Origin of the sequence: Phenylobacterium sp. Root1290 (assembly GCF_001425305.1) — a bacterium.
Classification (GTDB): domain Bacteria; phylum Pseudomonadota; class Alphaproteobacteria; order Caulobacterales; family Caulobacteraceae; genus Phenylobacterium.
This window is the reverse complement of the sequence record NZ_LMEE01000001.1, coordinates 1,196,128-1,217,096: the sequence shown is the minus strand read 5'-3', so window position 1 is coordinate 1,217,096 and position 20,969 is coordinate 1,196,128. Positions and strand designations below refer to the sequence as shown.

Here is a 20,969-nt window from a genome sequence, read left to right as displayed (position 1 = left end):
AGTCCGGGACCCATTCGCCCCGAAGGAGCCAGATGGAGCGCTGGCGGCGCCGCTTCCTGCACGATCCGGTGTTCATGGGTCCCGGTCTTCGGCCTGTGGCCGAAACCGGGATGACACCCGTTTGTAGAGACCAAGCTCACCGGAGCTTCGCCTCGGTCGCCTCCCGGGCGGCGGGGTCTCCGACGTGCATCCAGAAGCCGTCCATCACCGCGCCGTAGAGGCGGCCTTGCTCAGACAGCCGCCACCAGACGGGGACGATGGAGAAGGCGCCTTCAGGCTCGCCGTCTAGGATCTGGGGCTTGAGGATCTGGAAGCCGACATTGGCGTAGGGCGTCGGCGGCTCGGGCTTGGCCGAGTGGGTCAGGCGGCCGGCCTCGTCCATGAAGAAGCCCTGCGGCCCCTCGAACCCGATGCCGTGGCCGCGGCGGACCAGCAGCAGGCAAAGGTCCATGGCGTCCGGGTCCCAGGTCGCCTTGAGCGTCTCCAGGGCCGGGGTCTCGCCCTCGATCCACAGCGAGTCGATGTTGGCGATCAGGATCGGATCGTCGCCCAGCAGATGGCGGGCGTGCCTGACGCCGCCGCCGGAATCGAGCAGGGCGGCGCGCTCGTCGGAGATCACGATGCGGATGTCGGTCCGCGTCGCCAGGTGGGCTTCCATCTGGTCGGCGAAGTGGTGGACGTTGACCACGGCGGTCTCGATCCCGGCCGCGACCAGCCGGTCGAGGACGTGGTCGATCAGCGGCTTGCCCGCGACCGTGACCAGGGCCTTGGGCCGATCGTCAGTGAGCGGCCGCATGCGGGTGCCCAGGCCCGCGGCCAGGACCATGGCGGTCTTGATCTGGCTCATCGGCGGGCCTCCGCGGGCACATGGCGGTCGAACCAGGTCTTGAGGCCGGCCATCGACGGGTCGGTCAGGTTGCGCTCGAGGTAGCGCCAGGTGCGCGGCATGAAGGCCTCGTACTGGCGGCGGCCCAGCAGCGCTTGGCGGGCGAAGACGCGACCGAGGATGCGCGCGGCGTTGGAGGCCGCGAGCGCCCGGTAGTCGTGGACGAAGGCTTCGCGATCCAGGCCGGGCCGGGCGGCCAGGAACCTGTCCAGCATGGCGGCCTCCAGCTCCGGCGAGACGTCGCGGCGGGCGTCCTGCAGCAGATGGGTCAGGTCCCAGGCCGGGTGGGCGCGCAGGGCGTCCTGGAAGTCGAGCAGGCCGACCCTGGCCGCGCCGTCGCGTTCGGGCAGCCAGAGCAAGTTCTGGGCATGGAAGTCGCGGTGGGTGAAGACGCTGGCGCCGGCCGCGCCGCGGTCGAACACCGGGGCCCAGAGGGCTTCCCACTCGGCGACCGCCTCGGGCGCGAAGGCGGGGATGTTCGCGAACTGCGGCCACCATTCGAGGAAGGTGTCGGTTCCGACCTTGAGCGCCAGGGCGTCGTAGGTCAGCAGCGGCCAGGAGGCGCCGTCGGCGCTGAGCACGTCCGGCGGGGTGGTTTCCTGAAGCTGCACCTGGACATCGACGGCGGCTTCGTAGAGCGGGGCTTCGGCTTCGCCGTCGGCGATCAGGGTGGCGAACAGGCCATCGCCCAGATCTTCCAGCACCGCCAGGCCGGCCTCGACGTCGTGGGCGAGGATCCTGGGGGCCGAGAGTCCATGGTCGCGCAGCCAGGCGGCGGTGGTGACGAAGGCGGCGACCGAGCCGGCGGCCAGGCGCGCGGCGGCGTTGTAGCCCATGGCCAGGCGTTCGGCCGGCGTCGCGCCGGGCGGGCAGACCGCGCTCTCGGCGGCCGGCGGCTGATCCATGAAGATCACGGTCGAGCCGTCGGCCAGATGCAGGCGCTCATAGGCGCGCGTCGAGGCGTCGCCGGCCAGCAGCTCGCGGCGGGCCTCGGCCAGGCCCGCAGCCTTCAGGAATTCGGCCTTGCGGCCGTCACGATCGGAATTCAAGTCCACGTCCTTCCCAGGCGCCCGCCGGGGTCAGCCGCGCGCGCCGCGCCTCCCCGCCGTCCGGCGACTCATCGACCACGATCTCTACATCAAGTCGGTCGGGGGGAAGATGGCCCTCCAGGCGCTCGGGCCATTCGATCACCGCCGCGCCGTCCTCAAGGGCTTCGTCCAGGCCGATTTCATAGGCCTCGTCGGCGGAGGTCAGGCGGTAGAGGTCGAAGTGCGCGACCTTGAGCCGCGCGCCTTCGTAGAACTGCACGATGGTGAAGGTCGGGCTGGGGACGTCCTCGGTCGGCGTGGTCAGGGCGCGTACCAGGGCGCGGGCCAGGGTCGACTTGCCGGCGCCCAGCGGGCCGGTCAGGCAGATCGCCTCGCCGGGCTTCAGCTCAGCGGCGATGGCCGCGCCCAGGCGGCCGGTGGCGGCTTCGTCGTCGAGGCGGAAGTCGCCTTCGGCCTGGGTGATCATGCGAACGCCTTTTCGGGGTGCTGCGGCAGGGTGCGGACATAGGCCTTGAGCGCCTCGGTGGCGGCGACGGCGTCGGCGTCGAGCGCGTCGGGCGCGACGGGCGGGCCGAGGATCAGCGAGAACTCCCGGCCGCGCTTGTTCAGCAGCTCGTGGAACAGGGTGACGTCCCGCAGCTCGTTCGAGAAGCGGTTGAAAAAGTGGAACAGGGTCGAGGACGGCCCGCTGAGGTGCATGGGGATGACCGGCGCCTCGTACTTGCGGGCCAGGGAGATGGCGCTGGGCATCCACTCTGGGTCGCTGAGCACGCCGTCCCGGCCGCGCCGGGCCAGCCGGCCGGCCGGGAAGATCATCAGGGCGCGTTCGGCCTCCATCGCCTCGCGGGTCAGCTGCAGGGTGAGGCGGGTGCGCTCGCGGGTGCGCTTCTCCTCGACCCATTCGACCGGGATCAGCACCTCGTCGAAGTGCGGGGCGACGCGGTGGGCGTCGGAGTTGGCGTAGAAGCAGATGTCGGGGCGCAGACCCTTCAGCGCGTCGAAGACCGCGATTCCGTCGGCGATGCCGGTCGGATGGTTGCAGATGAACACCGCGCGGCCCTTGGCGGGAACGTGCTCCAGGCCCCGGGTCTCGACCTTCACGCTGAGCAGCTCGGAGACGTAGTCGAGCGCCGCGCGGCCGGGCATCGGGGCGATGGCGTCGGCCATGGCGCGCGCCTTGCGGTAGTCCAGCATCCGGTAGAGGGCCGGACGGATCAGCGGCCACAGGGCGCCGCCCGACAGCCTGGGCGCGCGCTCGGCGATCAGGGCGTCGACGATGTGGTCGTGATAGGCGCTGCGCGCGGGCAGGGCGGACGCGGTGGGCGAGAGGCTCGTCATCGGACGCGCAGAATGCGACGCGCCGCCGCACCGGGGCAAGCGGGGGCCTGCCATGCTCACGTTGGGTGACCTACCCAGGCCGCTCGCGAGGGCCTACAACTTCGATATGCGCGATATCCAACATTTCGTTTCCGGTGCGGCTCAGCCTGGCGTCTCGGGCCGGTTCGGCGATGTTTTCGACCCCAACACCGGCGAGGTGCAGGCAAAAGTCGCCCTGGCCACAGCGGCCGAGGTCGACGCCGCCGTGCAGGCGGCGCTGAAGGCGCAGGGCGCCTGGGCGGCGACCAACCCGCAGCGCCGCGCGCGGGTGATGTTCGAGTTCAAGCGCCTGGTGGAGGCGCACATGGACGAGCTGGCGGCGACGCTGTCGTCCGAGCATGGCAAGGTGATCGCCGACTCCAAGGGCGACATCCAGCGCGGCCTGGAGGTGATCGAGTTCGCGTGCGGCATCCCGCATGTGCTGAAGGGCGAGTACACCGAGGGCGCGGGGCCCGGCATCGACGTCTATTCGATGCGCCAGCCGCTGGGCGTGGCGGCGGGGATCACCCCGTTCAACTTCCCCGGCATGATCCCGATGTGGATGTTCGGCATCGCGATCGCGGTGGGCAACACCTTCATCCTGAAGCCCTCCGAGAAGGACCCCAGCGTCCCGGTGCGGCTGGCCGAGCTGTTCATGGAGGCCGGGGCGAACCTGGGCATGGACCTGGCCGGCGTGCTGAACGTCGTGCACGGCGACAAGGTCGCGGTCGACGCCATCCTGACCCATCCGGATATCGCCGCGGTCAGCTTCGTCGGCTCGTCTGACATCGCCCACTACGTCTATTCGACCGGCACGGCGCACGGGAAGCGCGTGCAGGCGATGGGCGGGGCCAAGAACCACGGCATCGTCATGCCGGACGCCGACCTCGACCAGACGGTCAAGGACCTGGTCGGCGCGGCCTATGGCTCGGCCGGCGAGCGCTGCATGGCGCTGCCGGTGGTGGTGCCGGTCGGGGCCAAGACGGCCGATGCGATCCGCGAGCGGGTCGTCGCCGAACTGGAGACGCTGAAGGTCGGGGTGAGCACCGACGCGGCGGCCCAGTACGGGCCGGTGGTCAGCGCCGCGCACCGGAACAAGATCGCCGACTACATCCAGATCGGGGTCGACGAGGGCGCCGAGCTGGTGGTCGACGGCCGCGGCTTCGCGCTGCAGGGCTTCGAGAAAGGCTTCTTCATCGGCCCGAGCCTGTTCGACCACGTCCAGCCGACCATGAAGACCTATCGCGAGGAGATCTTCGGCCCGGTGCTGCAGATCGTCCGTGCGGAGAGCTTCGAGGAGGCGCTGGCCCTGCCCAGCCAGCACCAGTACGGCAACGGGGTGGCGATCTTCACCCGCAACGGCCGCGCGGCGCGCGAGTTCGCCGCCCGGGTCAATGTCGGCATGGTCGGGATCAACGTGCCGATCCCGGTGCCGGTCGCCTATCACACCTTCGGCGGCTGGAAGCGCAGCGCCTTCGGCGACGTGAACCAGCACGGCATGGAAGGCGTGAAGTTCTACACCAAGGTCAAGACGATCACGGCCCGCTGGCCCGAGGGCATGACCGAGGACAGCGCCTTCGTCATTCCCACCATGCGGTGATGGAACTACTCTGCCGCGAGTTTGCGGCGGAGGTTCGATGAAGCGGTTCCAGCTCTGGGCGATCCTTGTCCTGGTTCTCGGCCTGGCGGGCGCCGGCGGCTATGCGTGGTGGAACTACGACCTGCGCTGGCGGCCGCATACGATCACCAAGCATCAGGACGAGATCACCAAGATCCTCGAGACCTCCGGCTGGGTGTCGCCGGGCAAGACCGGGCCGAAGCTCTACATGGTCTCGTTCCGCACCTGCCCCGACTGCGTGCGCTTCAAGGCCGAGGAGTTTCCGCTGCTGCAGGCCGCGGGCGTCGACACCCGCGTCATCGAGATCGCCCGCCGCGACCTGAACGGCGTGGCCAAGTCGACCCCGGCCGAGCGCGCGACCGTGGCCGAGCTGTGGCTCAATCGCTCCTGGCCGCTGATGGAAAGCTGGGAGGAGACGCCGGCCGAGGCCTGGACCGCGCCGGGGATCGCGCCGGCCGACGGCGACATGGCGCGCACGGCGGTGGTCGAGGCCGGCCGCAAGCTGGTCGATGATCTTACGCCGCTGCTGAAGGCCAACGGGGTCAAGTTCGCCTATCCGACCCTGGTCTGGTGGACCAAGGACGGCAAGATGCGCGCCTGCGCCTGCGAGAACCGCGAGAGCTACCGGTTCGTGCGCAAGGAGCTGGGCCTGGCCAGCTAGCTGGCGTAGGGCCGGCCGCTGACGATCTGCTTGCTGCGCGCGCGGGTCTTCAGGCCGTGTTCGCGGTCGGCGGGATGGCCGCTGGCGCGTCGCCCGATGCCTTCGCGGCTGGCCTCGTCCTCCAGCTCGTCGGCCGCACCGAGTTCGAGCTCGGGATCGGTCTCGCCGTCGATGGCGGGGGTGGGCGCGGCGTCGCGGTTGTTTCCGGCCATGGCAGGTTCCTCATCTTGGGTCCGACTAGGTCAACCGCTCAGGACGCACGCCGTTCCGTCTTGAGGCGGGCGCGTTGAGGGTCTAGGCGGATGCCATGCCCTCGCAGTTGCAAGCCGCCTACGACACCCGCCTGGCGCAGGGAGATATCCGCCCCGACGCGGCCCAGGCCGCCGCGCTGGCGGCGCTGGTGCGCCTGGAAGGCGACCTGGCGCGGGGCGAGCCCAGCGGCTTCGCCTCGTTCTTCAAGAAGCCGGAGAGCCAGCGCGGGGTCTATCTGATCGGCCCGGTCGGCCGCGGAAAGTCCATGCTGATGGACCTGTTCTTCGCCCATGCCCCGGTCGAGAAGAAGCGGCGGGTCCACTTCCATGTCTTCATGGGCGAGATCCACCGGTTGATCGACGCCTGGCGCAAGGGCGACGCCGCCGCGCGCAAGGCGAAGTTCGGCCAGCATAAGGGCGACGACCCGATCCCGCCGGTCGCCGACGTGGTCGCCGGCCAGGCCCGGCTGCTGTGCTTCGACGAGTTCCAGGTCACCGACATCGCCGACGCCATGATCCTGGGCCGGCTGTTCGAGGCGTTGTTCGGCCGCGGCGTCACCCTGGTGGCGACCTCCAACCGGCTGCCCGACCAGCTCTACAAGGACGGCATCAATCGCCAGCTGTTCCTGCCGTTCATCGAGCTGCTGAAGAGCAAGGTCGAGGTGGTCAGCGTGGCCGGGCCGCACGACTACCGGCTCGATCGCCTGCGCGCGGCGGGCACCTGGTTCAGCCCCAACGATCCGGACAACGCCCGCAGTTTCGCGGCGCTCTGGAAAGACATGCTGGGGGGCGAGGAGGAGATGGGCGAAACGCTGGAGGTGCTGGGCCGCAAGGTGCACCTGCCGCACGCCCAGGGCGGGATGGTGCGCGCCAGCTTCGCCAGCCTTTGTGCGGTGGCCTTGGGCCCCAACGACTACATCGCCATCGCCGAGCGGTTCCACACGCTGTTTCTCGAGGACGTGCCGAAGCTAACGCCGAACCGGCGCGAGGAAGCGCGGCGGTTCGTGATCCTGATCGACGCGCTCTACGAGGCGCACGCCAAGCTGATCGTGCTGGCCGAGGCTGACCCCACCGCGCTCTATCCCGAGGGCGACGGCGCCTTCGAGTTCGAGCGCACCGCCTCGCGCCTGCAGGAGATGCGCTCGGCCGACTGGCTGGCCGAGGACGGCGGCTAGCCGGCCTTCAGGCTCTCCACCAGATCGCGGGCGTAGGGGGCGAGCTCCGTCAGGCTGCGCACGCAGATGGTGAGCTCGCGCTGGGCCCAGTCGTCGGTCAGGTCGACGATCCCCAACGACATGGTGCGGGCCGCGCGGCGGGCGGTGGTCTCGGGCACGATGCCGACTCCGACGCCGCATTCCACCAGGCGGCAGACTGCATCGAAGCTGCGCAGCTGGACGCGCAGCCGCAGGGGGCGTCCCTCGCGCACGGCCTTGGCCGACAGGAACCGCTGCAGCGAGGAGGCGCGGTCGAGGCCGACGATGTCGCAGCCAAGCACGTCGGCGAAGGTCATCGACGGGCGCTGGGCCAGGGGATGGATCGCGCTGGTCACCACCACGAAGCGGTCGGAGCGGAAGGGAAACGTCTCCAGGCTGCCCATGTCGACCGTGCCGGCGACGATGCCGATGTCGCCGACGCCCTCGGCCACCAGCCCGACGATCTCGTCGGAGAGCCGCTCTTCCAGATTGATGCTGACGTGCGGATGCTCGGCCAGGAAGCGGCTGAGCGCCTCGGGGAGAAACTCGGTCAGGGCGTTGGTGTTGGCCAGCAGGCGCACTTCGCCCGACAGGCCGCCGGCATAGGCGCCGAGGTCCTCGCGCAGCCGCGCGGTCTGCGAGAGGATGGTGCGGGCGTGCTTGATCAGGGTGCGGCCGGCCGGGGTCGGCGTGACGCCTTGCCGCGAGCGCTCCAGCAAAGGGGCGCCCAGCGCCTCCTCCATGTTGCGGATCCGGGTCGAGGCGGCGGCCAGCGCCAGGGCGCAACGTTCCGCGCCGCGCGTGATGGAACCGGCGTCCGCGACCTCGCAGAACAGCCTCAAGTCGACCAGGTCAAACCGCATCCTTCGTCTCCCGCGAAGGATGCATACGGGAAAGACGCATTGCATCAAAAGAAAAAGGCCGGAAACTTCGGCTATGGCGAAGGGGAGGTCGCTGCTCTGTAGAGAGCGGGACTGCGCCTTCGTTGACACTCGAAGGCTGCGGCTTAAAAGCGGAGCCGCCTCTTCCTATTCAGGAACTACGACCCGTCATGTCCGACGCACCTCGCCCACGCCCGCTCTCACCGCACCTGATGACCGGGGGCATCGGTTCGCCGCTGCTCTGGCGCTGGCACATCACCATGGCGACCTCGATCATCCATCGGGGCAGCATCTTCGGGATCTACCTGTCCGCCCTGCTGCTGACGGGCTGGCTGCTGGCCCTGGCCAGCGGGCCCGAAAGCTACGGCGCCTATACCGGCGCGCTCAGTTCGCCGCTTGGGCTGCTGGTCCTGTTCGGCCTGACCTTCACGCTGTTCTTCAACCTGGCCTACAACGTGCGCCAGGCGTTCTGGGACATGGGCAAGGGCTTCAAGATCCCGGAGGCCAACGCCGGCTCTGTCGCGATCATCGCCTTCGCCGTCGTGACCACCCTGGCCCTGTGGGCCGTCCTCTTCATCCTGGGAGTGCTGTGATGAACACGGGTCCGACCCTTCGCACCCCCCGTTCGCGCGCCCTCGGTCTCGGCTCCGCGCATCACGGCGTGGGCCACTTCATCGTCGAGCGCGTCACCGCGATGCTGCTCGTGCCGCTCGGCCTCTGGGGCGCCTGGGTGGCGGTTCAACTCGCCGGCCAGGGCTATGACGCCGCCGCCTACTGGATCGGCAAGCCGGTCAACGCCGTGCTGCTGGCTCTGCTGCTGATCTGCGCCCTGGTGCACGTGAAGCACGCCATGCAGGTGGTCATCGAGGACTACATCGGCCGATTCATCACCAAGGCGGCCCTGCTGCTGCTCAATTATTCTATCTGCGTCCTCGCCGGCGCCCTGGGCGTCTTCGCGATCCTCAAGGCCGCCCTCTCCGGAGCCTTCTGATGGCCGAGTATAATTTCATCGACCACAAGTTCGACGTCGTCGTCGTCGGCGCCGGCGGCTCCGGCCTGCGCGCCGCTCTGGGCTGCGCCCAGGCGGGGCTGAAGACGGCCTGCATCACCAAGGTCTTCCCGACCCGCTCGCACACCGTGGCGGCGCAGGGCGGCATCTCCGCCTCGCTCGGCAACATGGGCCAGGATGACTGGCGCTGGCACATGTACGACACCGTCAAGGGGTCGGACTGGCTGGGCGACCAGGACGCCATCGAATACCTCTGCCGCAATGCGCCGGCCGCGGTCTACGAGCTGGAGCACTGGGGCGTGCCGTTCTCGCGCACGGCCGAGGGCAAGATCTACCAGCGCGCCTTTGGCGGCATGACCAAGAACTTCGGCGAGGCCCCGATCCAGCGCACCTGCGCGGCGGCCGACCGCACCGGCCACGCCATGCTGCACACGATGTACGGCCAGAGCCTGGCCCACGACACCGAGTTCTTCATCGAGTACTTCGCCCTCGACCTGATCATGGACGAAGGCGTCTGCCGCGGCGTGACCGCGTGGAAGCTCGACGACGGCACCCTGCACCGCTTCCAGGCCCAGCAGGTGATCCTGGCGACCGGCGGCTATGGCCGCGCCTATTTCTCGGCCACCAGCGCCCACACCTGCACCGGCGACGGCGGCGGGATGGCCCTGCGCGCCGGCCTGCCGCTGCAGGACATGGAATTCGTGCAGTTCCACCCGACCGGCATCTACGGCGCCGGCTGCCTGATCACCGAGGGCGCCCGCGGCGAGGGCGGCTACCTGACCAATTCCGAGGGCGAGCGCTTCATGGAGCGCTATGCGCCGTCCGTGAAGGACCTGGCCCCGCGCGACATGGTCAGCCGCGCCATGACCATCGAGATCCGCGAAGGCCGCGGGGTGGGTCCGAAGAAGGACCACATCTTCCTGCACCTGGATCACCTGGATCCGAAGATGCTGGCTGAACGCCTGCCGGGCATTTCGGAAAGCGCCAAGATCTTCGCCGGCGTCGACGTGACCAAGGAGCCGATCCCGGTTCTGCCGACCGTGCACTACAACATGGGCGGCATCCCCACGAACTTCTTCTCCGAAGTCGTGACCCGCGAGGGCGACAACCCCGACAAGGTGGTTCCGGGCCTGATGGCGGTGGGTGAAGCGGCATGCGTGTCGGTGCACGGCGCCAACCGCCTGGGCTCCAACTCGCTGATCGACCTGGTGGTGTTCGGCCGCTCGGCGGCGCTGCGCTGCGCCGATACGATCAAGGCCGGGGCGACCCAGCCGGAGCTGAAGCCGTCCATGACCGACGGCCACCTGGCCCGTTTCGACAAGTTCCGCAACGCCAACGGCTCGACCTCGACGGCGCATCTGCGCCTGGAGATGCAGCAGGCGATGCAGGAGGACGCCGCGGTGTTCCGCACCACCGAGGCCCTGTCCTCGGGCGTCAGGCGCCTGGAAGCGGTGCACGCCAAGCGCCCGGACCTGAAGGTCACGGACCGTGGCATGATCTGGAACACCGACCTGCTCGAGACCCTCGAGCTGGACAACCTGATCGGCCAGGCGACCGTCACCGTGGTCGGCGCGCACAACCGCACCGAAAGCCGCGGCGCCCACGCGCACGAGGACTTCCCGGACCGCAACGACCAGGACTGGATGAAGCACACCCTGACCTGGTTCGACGACGCCACCGGCAAGGTGAAGATCGACGACCGTCCGGTGCACAGCTACACCATGACCAACGACATCGCGTACATCCCGCCCAAGGCGCGGGTTTACTAGGCGTGGCGATGATCACGTTCCGCCCCACGTTCAACGCCTCCGCGCTCAAGGATAGCGTCTGATGGTTCAGCTCGCCCTGCCCAAGAACTCCCGTGTCCAGAAGGGTCGCCACCATCCGGCGCCCGCCGGGGCCAAGAACGTCAAGACGTTCCGGATCTATCGCTACGATCCGGAAGGGGCCGAGAACCCCCGTTGGGACACCTATGACGTCGACGTCGACGCCTGCGGCCCGATGGTTCTCGACGTTCTGATCCACATCAAGAACGAGGTCGATCCGACCCTGGCCTTCCGCCGTTCGTGCCGCGAAGGCGTGTGCGGTTCCTGCGCGATGAACATCGGCGGCCGCAACACCCTGGCCTGCACCCATGGCCACGACGAGACGCACGGCTCGGCCTGCCAGATCAGCCCGCTGCCGCACATGCCGGTGGTCAAGGACCTGATCCCGGACCTGACCATGTTCTACGCGCAGTACGCCTCGATCGAGCCGTGGCTGCACACCGAGACGCCGGAGCCGCAGAAGGAGTGGCGCCAGACCCCGGAGGACCGCGAGAAGCTCGACGGTCTCTACGAGTGCATCCTCTGCGCCTGCTGCTCGACCTCGTGCCCCAGCTACTGGTGGAACGGCGACAAGTATCTCGGCCCGGCCGCGCTGCTGCATGCCTACCGCTGGCTGATCGACAGCCGCGACGAGGCCACCGGCGAGCGCTTGGACGAGCTGGAAGACCCCTTCAAGCTCTACCGCTGCCACACCATCATGAACTGCGCCCAGGTGTGTCCGAAGGGCCTGAATCCCGCCAAGGCCATCGGCGAGATCAAGAAGATGCTGGTGGATCGGGTCGTCTGACGCTCTTTTAGGAAAGGGCGAACGATCCGAACTGTGTTTGGAAAGTTGACGCCGCCGTCACTTTTCTGCATGGGGCTTATATGAGCCAGTCGGACGCGCATATTGTGATCCTGGGAGCGGGCCACGCTGGTGGCACCGCGGCCGCGTTGCTTCGCCAGTACGGGCACGCGGGCCCCATCACATTGGTGGGCGAGGAGCCGATCCCGCCCTACCAGCGCCCGCCGCTGTCCAAGGCCTGGCTGAAGGGCGAGGCCGACGCCGACTCCCTGGCGCTCAAGCCGCTGGAATTCTATCCCGAGCAGAACATCGACTTCCGTCCGAACCTGCAGGCCGTGAAGCTGGCCCGCTCGGACAAGCTGGTGACGCTGTCGGACGGCTCGACCGTCTCCTATGACATCCTGATCATCGCCACCGGCATGCGGGCGATCCGTCTGCCGATCGAGGGCGCCGATCTGGCGGGCGTGCTGACGCTGCGCACGGCGGCCGACGCCGAAGCGATCAAGGCGGCCCTGGGCCCCGGCAAGCGGCTGGCGATCGTCGGCGGCGGCTATATCGGGCTGGAGGTCGCCGCTTCGGCCCGCGCCTTGGGCGCCGAGGCGGTGGTGATCGAGCGCGAGGCCCGCATCCTGGCGCGCAGCGCCTGCGAGCCGCTGTCCAACTTCTTCCATGGCTACCACCTGGCGCGGGGCGTGCAGTTCGTGCTTGGCGCAGGCGTGAGCGGCTTCGTCGGCGAGAACGGCAAGGTCGTGGGCGTTCGCCTGGCCGACGGCCGGGTCGAGCCCTGCGACCTGGTGCTGCTGGGCGTCGGGGCCATCCCCAACGACGAGATCGCCCGTGACGCCGGCCTGGAGTGCGCCCGCGGGATCGTGGTCGACCTGGAGGCGCGCACGGCCGATCCGAACGTGTTCGCGATCGGCGACGTCACCCACCGGCCGATGCCGCACTACGGCCGCATGTTCGGTCCCGAGAGCGTGCCGAGCGCCCTGGAGCAGGCCAAGCAGGCCGCCAGCGCCATCACCGGCCGCCCGGCGCCCGCGCCGGAGGTGCCGTGGAACTGGTCCGACCAGTATGACCTGAAGCTGCAGATCGCCGGCCTGCCGTTCGACGCGGATCGCGTGCTGCTGCGCGGGGACCCGGCGAGCGGCAAGTTCGCCGTGTTCCACCTGAAGGGTGATCAGGTGCAATCCGTGGAGGCGATCAACTCGCCCCCGGAGTTCATGATGGGCAAGCAACTCATCGCCAACCGCAAGCCGGTCAACACTGAAAAGCTTGCCGATCCAACGGTTTCCATGAAAGAGGTCGCCGCATAAGAGGCGACGAAGGGGAGTAAATGGCCAAGATTACTTACATCGAGCATGACGGCACCGAACACGTCGTCGACGTGAAGAACGGCCTGACCGTCATGGAAGGCGCCGTGAAGAACAACATCCCGGGCATCGACGCCGACTGCGGCGGCGCCTGCGCCTGCGCCACCTGCCACGTCTATGTGGACGAAGCCTGGCAGGGCAAGACCGGCTCCACCTCGGCCATGGAAGACTCCATGCTGGACTTCGCCGAGAACGTCGAGCCGAACAGCCGTTTGTCCTGCCAAATCAAGGTGTCGGACGCCCTGGACGGCCTGGTCGTGCGGATGCCGGAAAGCCAGCACTAAACCGCCACCTGCGTGTTATAGCCCGGTCCGGACGCACGCAGCGCGCCGGGCCGGAGGCTTCTATCAGTGGACGCAGAGTTGAACGCGCCTGATCTCTCGTTCGATCAGGTCGATCCCATTTATAGCGGCTTCATCGACGACTATCTGCGCCTCCACGGCCTGGACCCGGCAAGGTTCTGCAAGCCCTTGCCTGGCCAGGATGAGATGTTCTTCAAGGCCATCCTGCCGAACTACGAGTTCGATGCTTCGATCTCGGCCTTCAAGTTCGTCGAATCCGCCATTCGGCTCGGCGAAGCCTATCGGCAACTGGTCGAGGGCGTGTTCGGCGGCTTCGACAAGGTCGGGCCGGTGCTGGACTTCGCCTCGGGCTGGGGGCGGCTGACCCGCTACCTGGAACAGCGGCTGCCGACGGGCCAGATCAGCGTCGCCGACATCTACCATCAGGCCATCGACTGGCAGGTTTCGACCTTCGGGGTCGCAGGAATCTTCTCGGATAAGGACCCCGCGCAGCTTTCTTACGCCGGAAAGCACGACATCGTGCTGGCCGGATCGATGTTTTCGCACCTTCCGGCAGGTTTGTTCCACGCCTGGCTGGGCAAGCTGTTCAGCCTGGTTTCGACGCGCGGAGTGTTGGCTTTCAGCGTGCATGACGAAGCAATCCTGCCGATTGGCGAGACGATGGACGCCTCGGGCATCCACTTCATGCGCTTCTCGGAGAGCGGATCGCTTGAGCTCGACATCTACGGGATGTCGTATGTGACCGAAGCCTTCGTCGGCCGCGCCATCGCCGAACTGGCGCCTGGCCTGTCGTGGCGGCGCTTCCCCAAGGGGCTCTACGAGAACCAGGACCTCTATGTGGTCGGGGCGCCGGGCGTGGACCTGTCGGGCCTGGCGCTGGCCTCGGTCCCGATGGGCGGCTTCGAGACGGCCGCCAGCCTGTCGACCGGCGAGACCGAGTACGCCGGCTGGGCGATCGAGCGCACGCCGGGCGCGGCGATCGAGGCGGCGGTCGTGTACGTCGACGGCGCCCAGACGCTGGAGGTCGCGCCGGCGGGCGAGCGGCCGGACGTCCAGCGCCACTTCCCCGGCTCGGCCAATGCGCCGGTCGGCTGGCGTTTCCGCCTGGCGGCCAAGCCGGGCGCCAGCGTGCGGGTGGAGCTGCGCAGCAGCTCGGGCCTCAAGGGGCACTGCTATGCGCGCGCGCCGGAGCCGGCGGCGTTCACCTATTCCGGATGGTCGCGGCGCGGACTGCGGACATAGAAACGCCGCGCCGGGCAAGCCCGACGCGGCGCAACTGAAGTTCGATCTTGCAGGCGAGCGCTACGCGGCGCGGCGCAGGCCGTCGAGTTCGGCGATGATGGTCGCCATGGCGTTCGAGGGCAGGATGGTGTCGTGCCCGTAGGAGCCGTCCTCGATGATCGCGGCCAGGCGGTCACGGGCGCGGCTGACGCGGCTCTTGATCGTGCCGATGGCGCAGCCGCAGATCTCGGAGACTTCCTCGTAGGAGAGGCCGCCGGCGCCGATCAGGATCAGGGCTTCGCGCTGATCTTCCGGCAGGCAGGCGAGGGCGCGACGGACTTCGTCGAGCTCCAGGCTGGCCATCGGGTTGGAGGCCGCCTCGAGGGTGCGCTCGGCCACTTCCGGATCGAGCTGGGTGGAGCGCCACGAACGGCGCTTGTCGGAATAGAACTGGTTGCGAAGGATCATGAAGGTCCAGGCCTTCATGTTGGTGCCCGGCTCGTAGCTGGCCCGGTTGTTCCAGGCCTTGAGGAGGGCGTCCTGCGCGAGATCGTCAGCAGCGGTCGCGTCCCGGCAGAGAGACCGGGCGAACGCCCGCATCTGGGGGATCAAGGCCGTCAGTTCGGTCTTGAACTCGTGGTCCGCTTGAGCCTGTTCGGTCATTAGGTCACCTCCGTTCAGTCGGGACCTTAGGCCCCCCGTAAGGCGTAAACGCGGCGGGACCTGAAAGGCTCCGCTTGTTGAGCGGAAAAGCTTCACAAAAGCCCATTCCGGCAAGGCTTAGCGTAACTCTGGAGACGGCGCCGCAATGTGGCGCGAATGCGGCCGGATCGGCGGGCGCCGCGGCGTTTCCTAGAACCGCAGCTCGGGATGGCCGGCCGCGCCCTGGGCCGCCTCAGGCAGATGGCAGGTGAAGGTGGCGCCGGCGCCCGGCTCGCTCTCCAGCGCGACCCAGCCGCCGTGCAGCTCGACCAGCGCCTTGACCAGGGCCAGGCCCAGTCCCGGGCCGCCGCGCTCGCGGCCGATGAAGCGGTCGAAGATGTGCGCCTGGACGTGGAAGGGGATGCCGCGGCCGGTGTCGGTGACCTGCAGCTGCACTTCGCCGAGGCCGCGACGGGCGGCGATGGTGACGGTCCCGCCGGGCGGGGTCTGGCGCACGGCGTTCTCGGCCAGATGGTCGAGGGTCTGGGCCAGGCGGCGCATGTCGCCGCGCAGCAGGCCGATCTCGTCGGGATGTTCGACCTTGATGGTCACCTGGGCGGCCTGGGCTTCCTTCTCCCAGCGCTCGGCGGCCTCGCTCAGCAGGTCGGCGACGCGGACGTCCTCGAGGTCCAGCGCCATTTCGTCGGCGTCGATCTGGGCCATGTCGAGCACGTCGTCGATCGAGCGGGCGAGTTGGGTCGCCGCGGTGCGGACGGCGGCGGCGTGGCCACGGCCGCGCTCGGAAAGGTTCTCCCCCGAGCGCTCGAGCAGTTCGGAGTAGCCGATGATCGTCGTGAGCGGCGTGCGCAGCTCGTAGGAGACGTTGCCGACGAAGTCGCGCTTGAGGCGCTCGGCCTCGGCCAGGGCGGCCGAGCGGTCGGCGAGCGCGCTCTCCAGCTTGCGGGCGTCGGTGACGTCGGCGAAGGCGATCAGGGTGGCGCCGTCCGGCAACGGGCGGCTCTGATAGACGACGATGCGCGAGTCCGAGGTCTTCACCTCGCCCGAGATCGGGGCTCTCGCCTGCGGGTCGGGGTCGGCCACGCGGCCCTTCAGCTCGCGCCAGAAATTCATGTCGTGCAGGCGGCGCACGCAGAGCTCGACCACGCCCTCGAAGTCGTGGGCGACCTGCAGCTGATCGGCGCTGACGTTCCAGAACAGCTCGAACGCCTCGTTGTGCAGGCGCAGGCGGCCGTCGGAGCCGAACACGGCCACGGCGTCGTTGAGCTTGTCGAGGGTGGCCTGCTGGACCTGGATCTGGCCGTTGTACTGGGCCTTCAGGCGCAGCTCTCCGGTGATGTCGGAGAACAGCAGCACCACGCCGCCCATCGGGTGCGGCTGGCGGCCGACCTTCAGCGTGCGGCCGTCCGGCAGGCTCCAGAGATCGTCGGGGCCGGTCGAGGTGTCCTCGTAGCGGTCGAGCTCGGCGGCCTTCCACTTGGCGTAGTCGATGGTCTCGGGCAGGCGCCGGCGCTGGCGCAGGCGGTCGAGCACCTCGCCATGGCTGGGGCGGTCGGCCAGCCAGGCCGGCTCCAGGCCCCAAAGCTCGGCGAAGGCGGTGTTGTGGAAGATCAGCCGCTTGCCTTCGCCGAAAATGGCGACGGCGTCGGCGATGTGGTTCAGCGTCTCGTCGTGGGCCTCGACATGGCGCTTGAGCGCCTCGCGCAGCTCTTCGGTCTCGGTGACGTCGTCGGTCCAGACCCCGACCCCGCCGCCTTCCAGCGGCTGGGCGACGACCTGGAAGGCGCGGCGGCGGCCGCCGAGCGTGGTCCAGCGCAGGGCCTGGCGCTTGGAGCCGAGATTGGCGGCCTCGCTGGCCAGGCTCTCGGCGCCCTTGTCGAAGGAGGCGCCGCGGGCGGCGGCCTCGTCGAGGCTGGCGGCCCCGGCGGCGGTCAGCCAGGCGGCGTTGACCCAGACCGGGCTGCCGTCGGCGGCGGCGATCCAGGCGGGCGCGGCGCGCGCGGCCAGGAAGGCGGCGAAACGCGGCGCGGTCGGCAGGCCGGCGTCCTCGCCGACCACCGCCGAGAGCCGCAGCCAGGCCAGGGCGCCGGCGGCCCGGCCCTCGACCGAGACGACGCCGCCCGGACCCTGGACCTCGAAGGCGCAGGCCTCGCCCCGCTCGAACAGGGCGCGCAGGCGGCGGGCGTGGTCGGGGTCGGCGCGCATCAGGGCCGACACCACCCCCTGCGGGTCGCCGTTCTGGGCGCCGAGCGCCTCGGCGCAGACGGCCAGGCTCTCTTCGCCGGAGGTCAGGCTGGCGTGGCCGTCCTCGACGGCGAGCAGGGCGGAATCAAAGGCGTCCACCGAGGCCTGGGCGGCTTCGGCGCCGGCTTCCAGTTCGGCGATCCGGTTGCGCAGGACGTCCAGCCGCGCCTCGTTGCGGCGGCGCTGGTCCACCAGCCAGAACATGGCGCAGAGGGCGAGCAGCACCGCGCCGGCGGCGGCCCCCAGGATCAGATCTTGCTCGCTCATCGGCGCTCCGTCGCCGCAGGTCGTCGAAGACGGCGAATCATCTCAAGCGACCATAGTTTGGTCCGCGCATTTCGGCGATGATCGGGAGGTTATGACCGCGATCCTGTACCCCGTGGCCGCCGATGCGGGCCAGGCCTTCGCCACGCCAAGCGGGCGGGCGGCGCGCGAGCGCGAGGCGGCGCTGGCGGCCGGCCAGGCCGTGGCCTTCGTCACCGAGGCGATCGGCCCGACCTACGCCAGCCGCGACGCGGCGCTGGACGCCCTGGCCGGCAAGGTCGAGGACGACCGGCCGGGCCGGATCGTCACCCTGAGCGCCGAGGACCGCTTCATCACCCTGGTCGAACAGGTCGCGCCGCAGTCCGGCAAGCGCCGCCGCGCGCCGGCGCCCGTGCAGCCGACCTTCAAGGACGGCCATCGCTGGCCGGCTCCGCCCGCGCCGCCGGCGACCGTCTGGCAGGCGATGATCTCCTATTGGCGGATCGGCGGCGCCCCGCAGCGTCACGCCGTCGACACCCAGGCCCGCCATGCCCGCCGCAAGGGCGGCGACGAGATGGACACCGACGCCCTGCGGGCGCTGACCCGCCAACCGCTGCGGGCGGTGAAGCCGCAGCAGCCGCTGGACATCGGGCTTTTTGAGACGCGCCTGCCCGAGGCTCCCCATATAGTCGTGCCTGATGAGTGATCCTTATGCGGGCCGCGCGCCCTCCCTCGACGACCTCGCCGCCCTGGCCGAGGCCGCCTTCGCGGCCCTGCCGGCCGATTTCCGCAAGCTGACCGGGGACGTGATCTTCCGGGTCGACGACTTCGCCGCCGACGAGGTGCTGGACGAACTGGGCATCGAGAACCCGTTCGACCTGTCGGGCCTCTACAGCGGCGTGCACATCGGCCACCGCTCCGTGCTCGACCCCTCGCCGGGGCCGAGCCGGATCTTCCTCTATCGCCGCGCGATCCTGGACGAGTGGGCCGAGCGGGGCGACGTGACCCTGGCCGAACTGGTCAGCCACGTGCTGGTGCACGAGATCGGCCACCACTTCGGGCTCAGCGACGACGACATCCACGCCATCGAGGACGCGGCGGACTAGACTCCGTACGCCTCGACCGCCGCGGCGATGGACGGGCCGGCGGCGGTGAGGTCCTGCGGGGTCATGACCGGCTGCAGAGAGACCTGGGCGTCGAAGGCCAGGAACCATGGCTCGGCGATGGCCGGGATCTGCGAGGTCTCGGTCATGTCGAACACAATGATGGCCGACCGCTGGCCGTGGTCGTCGGAATGGAAGTAGGCCGCCTCGGGTTTGAGCCCCGCCACGATCCGCTCGATGGTCGGCCCCAGGGTTCCGGCCTGAGCCGCGGCGTTCCCAGCCTCCACGGGAATGGACACTCTCAGAAGCATACGCATCCGGGCTTCCTCTCTGATCCCGGCGGCGGATCGGTCCGCTCGCCTTGGAATGGAGAACGCGCGAGCGCCGCTGGCGGGCGCCTGAACTGACAGTCGCTCGCAAAAGTGACGCCGCCGTCATTTTCCTTGACTGATCGCCGTTCTCTTGAGAGGCTTTTCCCAACGAGGAAACAGCGGGCGCTTTCGTGCGCCTTGTCAGGAGGAAGAGCCGATGGCCGCCGACGGCAATATCACCAAGGACGTTATCTACGACGCGGTCGCGCCGGACGACTTCGAGTCGATGCTGGAGCTGGACCGCTACAACGCCCGCTCGACGGCCTTCGACAAGATCATCTCGGCGACGCACGACCACTTCTGGGATCCGCTGGACAAGAAGTACATCGACTTCGACGAGCCGTTCGACATGGAAAACGAGATGCTCCTCCCCGAGGAGATGATCATCTCGCTGTCGACGGACTACGTCTCCAACCACCTGACCGACTGGAAGACCCGCGTGCGGTTCGCCAACCAGTCGGCGCTGCGCTCGTTCTCCTCGATCCTGCATGGCGAGCAGGGCGCGCTGAACCTATCGGCCAGCCTCTGCCACGTGCTGAAGGACCAGGGCGCGCAGGAATACGCCGCCAACCAGACCCGTGAAGAAGCGCGTCACGTCACCGCCTTCGCCAAGTACATCAAGGCGCGCTGGGGCCGTCCGGTCGAATGCGGCCCGACCCTGAAGACCCTGCTGGTCGACATCATCGGCAGCCCGGAGGTCTACAAGAAGATCATCGGCATGCAGATGCTGGTCGAGGGCCTGGCCATGGGCGCCTTCGCGACCTTCTTCAACAACATCCGCGACCCGATGGGGAAGAAGCTCCTGCAACTCGTCATGACCGACGAGGCCTTCCACCACAAGTTCGGGAAGATCTGGGCCGACCGGACCATCCCGCACCTGAGCGAGGCCGAGCACGAGATCATCGAGACCTGGGCCGCGCACTGCTTCCAGACGCTGCTGTTCAACCTGGTTTCGCCCAGCCAGCAGCGCGACCTCTATGAGGAGTTCGGCCTGGATCCGGACAAGGTGATCGCCGAGATGGCCGCCATGGTCACCGACGAGACCCGCCGCGAGAACATGAAGGAACAGACCAACATCTTCCGGGTGCTGGTGAAGACCCTGCTGAACGCCGGCATCATCACCGACCGCACCAAGGCGTTCTACGCGATGTACGTGGACATCGAGGAACTGCGCGGCGAAGGCGACCGGATGGTCGGCGACGACATCGCCGAGGAGGGGATCAAGTACCTCCAGGAGATCAACTTCAAGGACCGCCTGGCGAGCACGATCTCGATCGCCGCGGAGTAACAAGCGACCCGCACAGTCGCGCGTAAGAACGGCGCTCCGGTCTCTGGCTGGAGCGCCGTTTGCGTTTGGGGGGCGGTGTCATCCCGGTTTGCGAAGCAAGACCGGGACCCATTCGCGCTCATGATCGCGCGGATGGCTAGGCCGAGCCGCCACCTTCACCATTGGGTGTTCATGGGTCCCGGTCTTCGGCTGCGCCGAAACCGGGATGACAGCTGTGGGGTCGCGGGAGTGGTTGTGCTTGGCGGCTTGATGCGGCCATCTCCCCCCATGACCGCCATCGTCTACATCGCCGCCGCCGCCGCCGAGATCGCCGGGTGCTTCTCGTTCTGGATGTGGCTGCGCGAGGGCAAGCCGGTCTGGTGGATCGTGCCGGGGATCGCCAGCCTGATCGCGTTCGCCTGGCTGTTGACCCTGGTCGACGCGGCGGCGGCGGGGCGGGCCTATGCGGCCTATGGCGGGATCTATGTCGCCGCCTCGCTGGTCTGGCTGCTGGCGGTGGAGGGGGTACGTCCCGACCGCTGGGACCTGATCGGGGCGGCGGTGTGCATCGCCGGGGCGGGGATCATCCTGCTGGGGCCGCGCGCGGCCTAGCTCCGCGGCCTGGCTTATCGGCGATCATTACAAATTTGACGGGTGCGTCATTTTCCTTTGAC

At 68.8% G+C, this 20,969-nt stretch carries 23 protein-coding genes; 14 read left to right on the top strand and 9 right to left on the bottom strand.

Annotated features, from left to right (window positions below; translation table 11 throughout):
* Positions 1-136 precede the first annotated feature (136 nt).
* The 4 genes from ASC79_RS05925 to ASC79_RS05910 are packed head-to-tail and all read right to left on the bottom strand — an operon-like array spanning position 137 to position 3,273.
* Positions 137-847 (bottom strand): nucleotidyltransferase family protein, encoded by a 711-nt coding sequence (locus ASC79_RS05925; protein WP_056024793.1) that lies wholly within the window; start codon positions 845-847, stop codon positions 137-139.
* Positions 844-1,941, bottom strand: coding sequence for an N-acetylmuramate/N-acetylglucosamine kinase AmgK (gene amgK / locus ASC79_RS05920; RefSeq protein WP_056024796.1), 1,098 nt, complete (start codon positions 1,939-1,941; stop codon positions 844-846). The genes ASC79_RS05925 and amgK overlap by 4 nt, the downstream gene beginning before the upstream one ends.
* Positions 1,919-2,401 carry a tRNA (adenosine(37)-N6)-threonylcarbamoyltransferase complex ATPase subunit type 1 TsaE gene (tsaE, locus tag ASC79_RS05915; RefSeq protein WP_056024798.1) on the bottom strand — a complete coding sequence of 161 codons (483 nt, stop codon included), beginning with the start codon at positions 2,399-2,401 and terminating at the stop codon, positions 1,919-1,921. Before tsaE ends, amgK begins: the two co-directional genes overlap by 23 nt.
* Complete coding sequence (locus tag ASC79_RS05910; RefSeq protein WP_156378453.1) at positions 2,398-3,273, bottom strand: 1-acyl-sn-glycerol-3-phosphate acyltransferase; 876 nt, start codon at positions 3,271-3,273, stop codon at positions 2,398-2,400. Before ASC79_RS05910 ends, tsaE begins: the two co-directional genes overlap by 4 nt.
* A gap of 106 nt (positions 3,274-3,379) precedes the next feature.
* On the opposite strand from ASC79_RS05910, the gene ASC79_RS05905 reads away from it, so the two are divergent.
* Both ASC79_RS05905 and ASC79_RS05900 read left to right on the top strand, forming a co-directional pair.
* On the top strand, positions 3,380-4,891 hold the full coding sequence (locus ASC79_RS05905; protein WP_056024802.1) for a CoA-acylating methylmalonate-semialdehyde dehydrogenase: 1,512 nt from the start codon (positions 3,380-3,382) through the stop codon (positions 4,889-4,891).
* A gap of 37 nt (positions 4,892-4,928) precedes the next feature.
* The gene (locus tag ASC79_RS05900; protein WP_056024805.1) at positions 4,929-5,570 is read left to right on the top strand and encodes a hypothetical protein; all 642 of its coding nucleotides are present in this window, start codon (positions 4,929-4,931) and stop codon (positions 5,568-5,570) included.
* On the opposite strand, the gene ASC79_RS05895 is transcribed toward ASC79_RS05900, so the two are convergent.
* A complete protein-coding gene (locus ASC79_RS05895) occupies positions 5,567-5,782 on the bottom strand; it encodes a hypothetical protein (RefSeq protein WP_056024807.1) in 216 nt (71 codons plus the stop codon). The genes ASC79_RS05900 and ASC79_RS05895 overlap by 4 nt on opposite strands.
* Before the next feature lie 95 nt (positions 5,783-5,877).
* Between ASC79_RS05895 and zapE the strand changes: the two genes are divergently transcribed.
* Complete coding sequence (gene zapE, locus ASC79_RS05890; RefSeq protein ID WP_056024810.1) at positions 5,878-6,996, top strand: cell division protein ZapE; 1,119 nt, start codon at positions 5,878-5,880, stop codon at positions 6,994-6,996.
* Here zapE and ASC79_RS05885 read toward each other — a convergent pair.
* Positions 6,993-7,877, bottom strand: a complete 885-nt coding sequence (locus ASC79_RS05885) for a LysR substrate-binding domain-containing protein (protein ID WP_056024813.1) — start codon at positions 7,875-7,877, stop codon at positions 6,993-6,995. The two genes, zapE and ASC79_RS05885, sit on opposite strands and share 4 nt — an antisense overlap.
* A gap of 188 nt (positions 7,878-8,065) precedes the next feature.
* Between ASC79_RS05885 and sdhC the strand changes: the two genes are divergently transcribed.
* The 7 genes from sdhC to ASC79_RS05850 all read left to right on the top strand — a co-directional run bounded on the left by sdhC (position 8,066) and on the right by ASC79_RS05850 (position 14,428).
* Positions 8,066-8,488, top strand: coding sequence for a succinate dehydrogenase, cytochrome b556 subunit (sdhC, locus tag ASC79_RS05880; protein ID WP_056024816.1), 423 nt, complete (start codon positions 8,066-8,068; stop codon positions 8,486-8,488).
* On the top strand, positions 8,488-8,886 hold the full coding sequence (gene sdhD, locus ASC79_RS05875) for a succinate dehydrogenase, hydrophobic membrane anchor protein (RefSeq protein ID WP_056024819.1): 399 nt from the start codon (positions 8,488-8,490) through the stop codon (positions 8,884-8,886). The genes sdhC and sdhD overlap by 1 nt, the downstream gene beginning before the upstream one ends.
* Positions 8,886-10,673, top strand: a complete 1,788-nt coding sequence (gene sdhA / locus ASC79_RS05870) for a succinate dehydrogenase flavoprotein subunit (RefSeq protein ID WP_056024822.1) — start codon at positions 8,886-8,888, stop codon at positions 10,671-10,673. Before sdhD ends, sdhA begins: the two co-directional genes overlap by 1 nt.
* A gap of 61 nt (positions 10,674-10,734) precedes the next feature.
* Positions 10,735-11,517: a succinate dehydrogenase iron-sulfur subunit gene (locus tag ASC79_RS05865; protein ID WP_056024825.1), complete on the top strand. Its 783-nt coding sequence runs from the start codon at positions 10,735-10,737 to the stop codon at positions 11,515-11,517.
* 80 nt (positions 11,518-11,597) lie between these two features.
* Positions 11,598-12,827 carry an NAD(P)/FAD-dependent oxidoreductase gene (locus tag ASC79_RS05860; protein ID WP_056024828.1) on the top strand — a complete coding sequence of 410 codons (1,230 nt, stop codon included), beginning with the start codon at positions 11,598-11,600 and terminating at the stop codon, positions 12,825-12,827.
* 20 nt (positions 12,828-12,847) lie between these two features.
* Positions 12,848-13,168 (top strand): 2Fe-2S iron-sulfur cluster-binding protein, encoded by a 321-nt coding sequence (locus ASC79_RS05855; RefSeq protein WP_056024831.1) that lies wholly within the window; start codon positions 12,848-12,850, stop codon positions 13,166-13,168.
* A 78-nt stretch (positions 13,169-13,246) separates the two neighbouring features.
* Entirely contained in the window at positions 13,247-14,428 is a 1,182-nt protein-coding gene (locus tag ASC79_RS05850; RefSeq protein ID WP_056024834.1) for a class I SAM-dependent methyltransferase, read from the top strand.
* Positions 14,429-14,488: 60 nt separating this feature from the next.
* Here the strand turns inward: ASC79_RS05850 and ASC79_RS05845 are convergent, their stop codons facing one another.
* Positions 14,489-15,070: a sigma-70 family RNA polymerase sigma factor gene (locus ASC79_RS05845; protein ID WP_056024837.1), complete on the bottom strand. Its 582-nt coding sequence runs from the start codon at positions 15,068-15,070 to the stop codon at positions 14,489-14,491.
* A 189-nt stretch (positions 15,071-15,259) separates the two neighbouring features.
* On the bottom strand, positions 15,260-17,578 hold the full coding sequence (locus ASC79_RS05840) for a PAS domain-containing sensor histidine kinase (protein ID WP_056106226.1): 2,319 nt from the start codon (positions 17,576-17,578) through the stop codon (positions 15,260-15,262).
* Positions 17,579-17,669: 91 nt separating this feature from the next.
* Between ASC79_RS05840 and ASC79_RS05835 the strand changes: the two genes are divergently transcribed.
* Both ASC79_RS05835 and ASC79_RS05830 read left to right on the top strand, forming a co-directional pair.
* Complete coding sequence (locus ASC79_RS05835; RefSeq protein WP_056024843.1) at positions 17,670-18,260, top strand: hypothetical protein; 591 nt, start codon at positions 17,670-17,672, stop codon at positions 18,258-18,260.
* Positions 18,253-18,660 carry a metallopeptidase family protein gene (locus ASC79_RS05830; protein WP_056024846.1) on the top strand — a complete coding sequence of 136 codons (408 nt, stop codon included), beginning with the start codon at positions 18,253-18,255 and terminating at the stop codon, positions 18,658-18,660. The genes ASC79_RS05835 and ASC79_RS05830 overlap by 8 nt, the downstream gene beginning before the upstream one ends.
* On the opposite strand, the gene ASC79_RS05825 is transcribed toward ASC79_RS05830, so the two are convergent.
* Positions 18,657-18,974, bottom strand: a complete 318-nt coding sequence (locus tag ASC79_RS05825; RefSeq protein ID WP_056024849.1) for a hypothetical protein — start codon at positions 18,972-18,974, stop codon at positions 18,657-18,659. The two genes, ASC79_RS05830 and ASC79_RS05825, sit on opposite strands and share 4 nt — an antisense overlap.
* Positions 18,975-19,185: 211 nt before the next feature.
* Here ASC79_RS05825 and ASC79_RS05820 point away from each other — a divergent pair, with 211 nt between their 5' ends.
* Both ASC79_RS05820 and ASC79_RS05815 read left to right on the top strand, forming a co-directional pair.
* Positions 19,186-20,316 carry a ferritin-like domain-containing protein gene (locus ASC79_RS05820; protein WP_056024852.1) on the top strand — a complete coding sequence of 377 codons (1,131 nt, stop codon included), beginning with the start codon at positions 19,186-19,188 and terminating at the stop codon, positions 20,314-20,316.
* A gap of 267 nt (positions 20,317-20,583) precedes the next feature.
* Positions 20,584-20,907 (top strand): YnfA family protein, encoded by a 324-nt coding sequence (locus ASC79_RS05815; RefSeq protein WP_056024855.1) that lies wholly within the window; start codon positions 20,584-20,586, stop codon positions 20,905-20,907.
* Positions 20,908-20,969: the final 62 nt, after the last annotated feature.

Bases quoted from the DNA above. Each gene is read 5' to 3' on its own strand.
- ASC79_RS05925 (WP_056024793.1), bottom strand. From the start codon at position 847: ATGAGCCAGATCAAGACCGCCATGGTCCTGGCCGCGGGCCTGGGCACC.
- tsaE (WP_056024798.1), bottom strand. From the start codon at position 2,401: ATGATCACCCAGGCCGAAGGCGACTTCCGCCTCGACGACGAAGCCGCC.
- ASC79_RS05910 (WP_156378453.1), bottom strand. From the start codon at position 3,273: ATGACGAGCCTCTCGCCCACCGCGTCCGCCCTGCCCGCGCGCAGCGCC.
- ASC79_RS05905 (WP_056024802.1), top strand. From the start codon at position 3,380: ATGCGCGATATCCAACATTTCGTTTCCGGTGCGGCTCAGCCTGGCGTC.
- ASC79_RS05900 (WP_056024805.1), top strand. From the start codon at position 4,929: ATGAAGCGGTTCCAGCTCTGGGCGATCCTTGTCCTGGTTCTCGGCCTG.
- ASC79_RS05895 (WP_056024807.1), bottom strand. From the start codon at position 5,782: ATGGCCGGAAACAACCGCGACGCCGCGCCCACCCCCGCCATCGACGGC.
- zapE (WP_056024810.1), top strand. From the start codon at position 5,878: ATGCCCTCGCAGTTGCAAGCCGCCTACGACACCCGCCTGGCGCAGGGA.
- ASC79_RS05885 (WP_056024813.1), bottom strand. From the start codon at position 7,877: ATGCGGTTTGACCTGGTCGACTTGAGGCTGTTCTGCGAGGTCGCGGAC.
- sdhC (WP_056024816.1), top strand. From the start codon at position 8,066: ATGTCCGACGCACCTCGCCCACGCCCGCTCTCACCGCACCTGATGACC.
- sdhD (WP_056024819.1), top strand. From the start codon at position 8,488: ATGAACACGGGTCCGACCCTTCGCACCCCCCGTTCGCGCGCCCTCGGT.
- sdhA (WP_056024822.1), top strand. From the start codon at position 8,886: ATGGCCGAGTATAATTTCATCGACCACAAGTTCGACGTCGTCGTCGTC.
- ASC79_RS05865 (WP_056024825.1), top strand. From the start codon at position 10,735: ATGGTTCAGCTCGCCCTGCCCAAGAACTCCCGTGTCCAGAAGGGTCGC.
- ASC79_RS05860 (WP_056024828.1), top strand. From the start codon at position 11,598: ATGAGCCAGTCGGACGCGCATATTGTGATCCTGGGAGCGGGCCACGCT.
- ASC79_RS05855 (WP_056024831.1), top strand. From the start codon at position 12,848: ATGGCCAAGATTACTTACATCGAGCATGACGGCACCGAACACGTCGTC.
- ASC79_RS05845 (WP_056024837.1), bottom strand. From the start codon at position 15,070: ATGACCGAACAGGCTCAAGCGGACCACGAGTTCAAGACCGAACTGACG.
- ASC79_RS05840 (WP_056106226.1), bottom strand. From the start codon at position 17,578: ATGAGCGAGCAAGATCTGATCCTGGGGGCCGCCGCCGGCGCGGTGCTG.
- ASC79_RS05835 (WP_056024843.1), top strand. From the start codon at position 17,670: ATGACCGCGATCCTGTACCCCGTGGCCGCCGATGCGGGCCAGGCCTTC.
- ASC79_RS05830 (WP_056024846.1), top strand. From the start codon at position 18,253: ATGAGTGATCCTTATGCGGGCCGCGCGCCCTCCCTCGACGACCTCGCC.
- ASC79_RS05825 (WP_056024849.1), bottom strand. From the start codon at position 18,974: ATGCGTATGCTTCTGAGAGTGTCCATTCCCGTGGAGGCTGGGAACGCC.
- ASC79_RS05820 (WP_056024852.1), top strand. From the start codon at position 19,186: ATGGCCGCCGACGGCAATATCACCAAGGACGTTATCTACGACGCGGTC.
- ASC79_RS05815 (WP_056024855.1), top strand. From the start codon at position 20,584: ATGACCGCCATCGTCTACATCGCCGCCGCCGCCGCCGAGATCGCCGGG.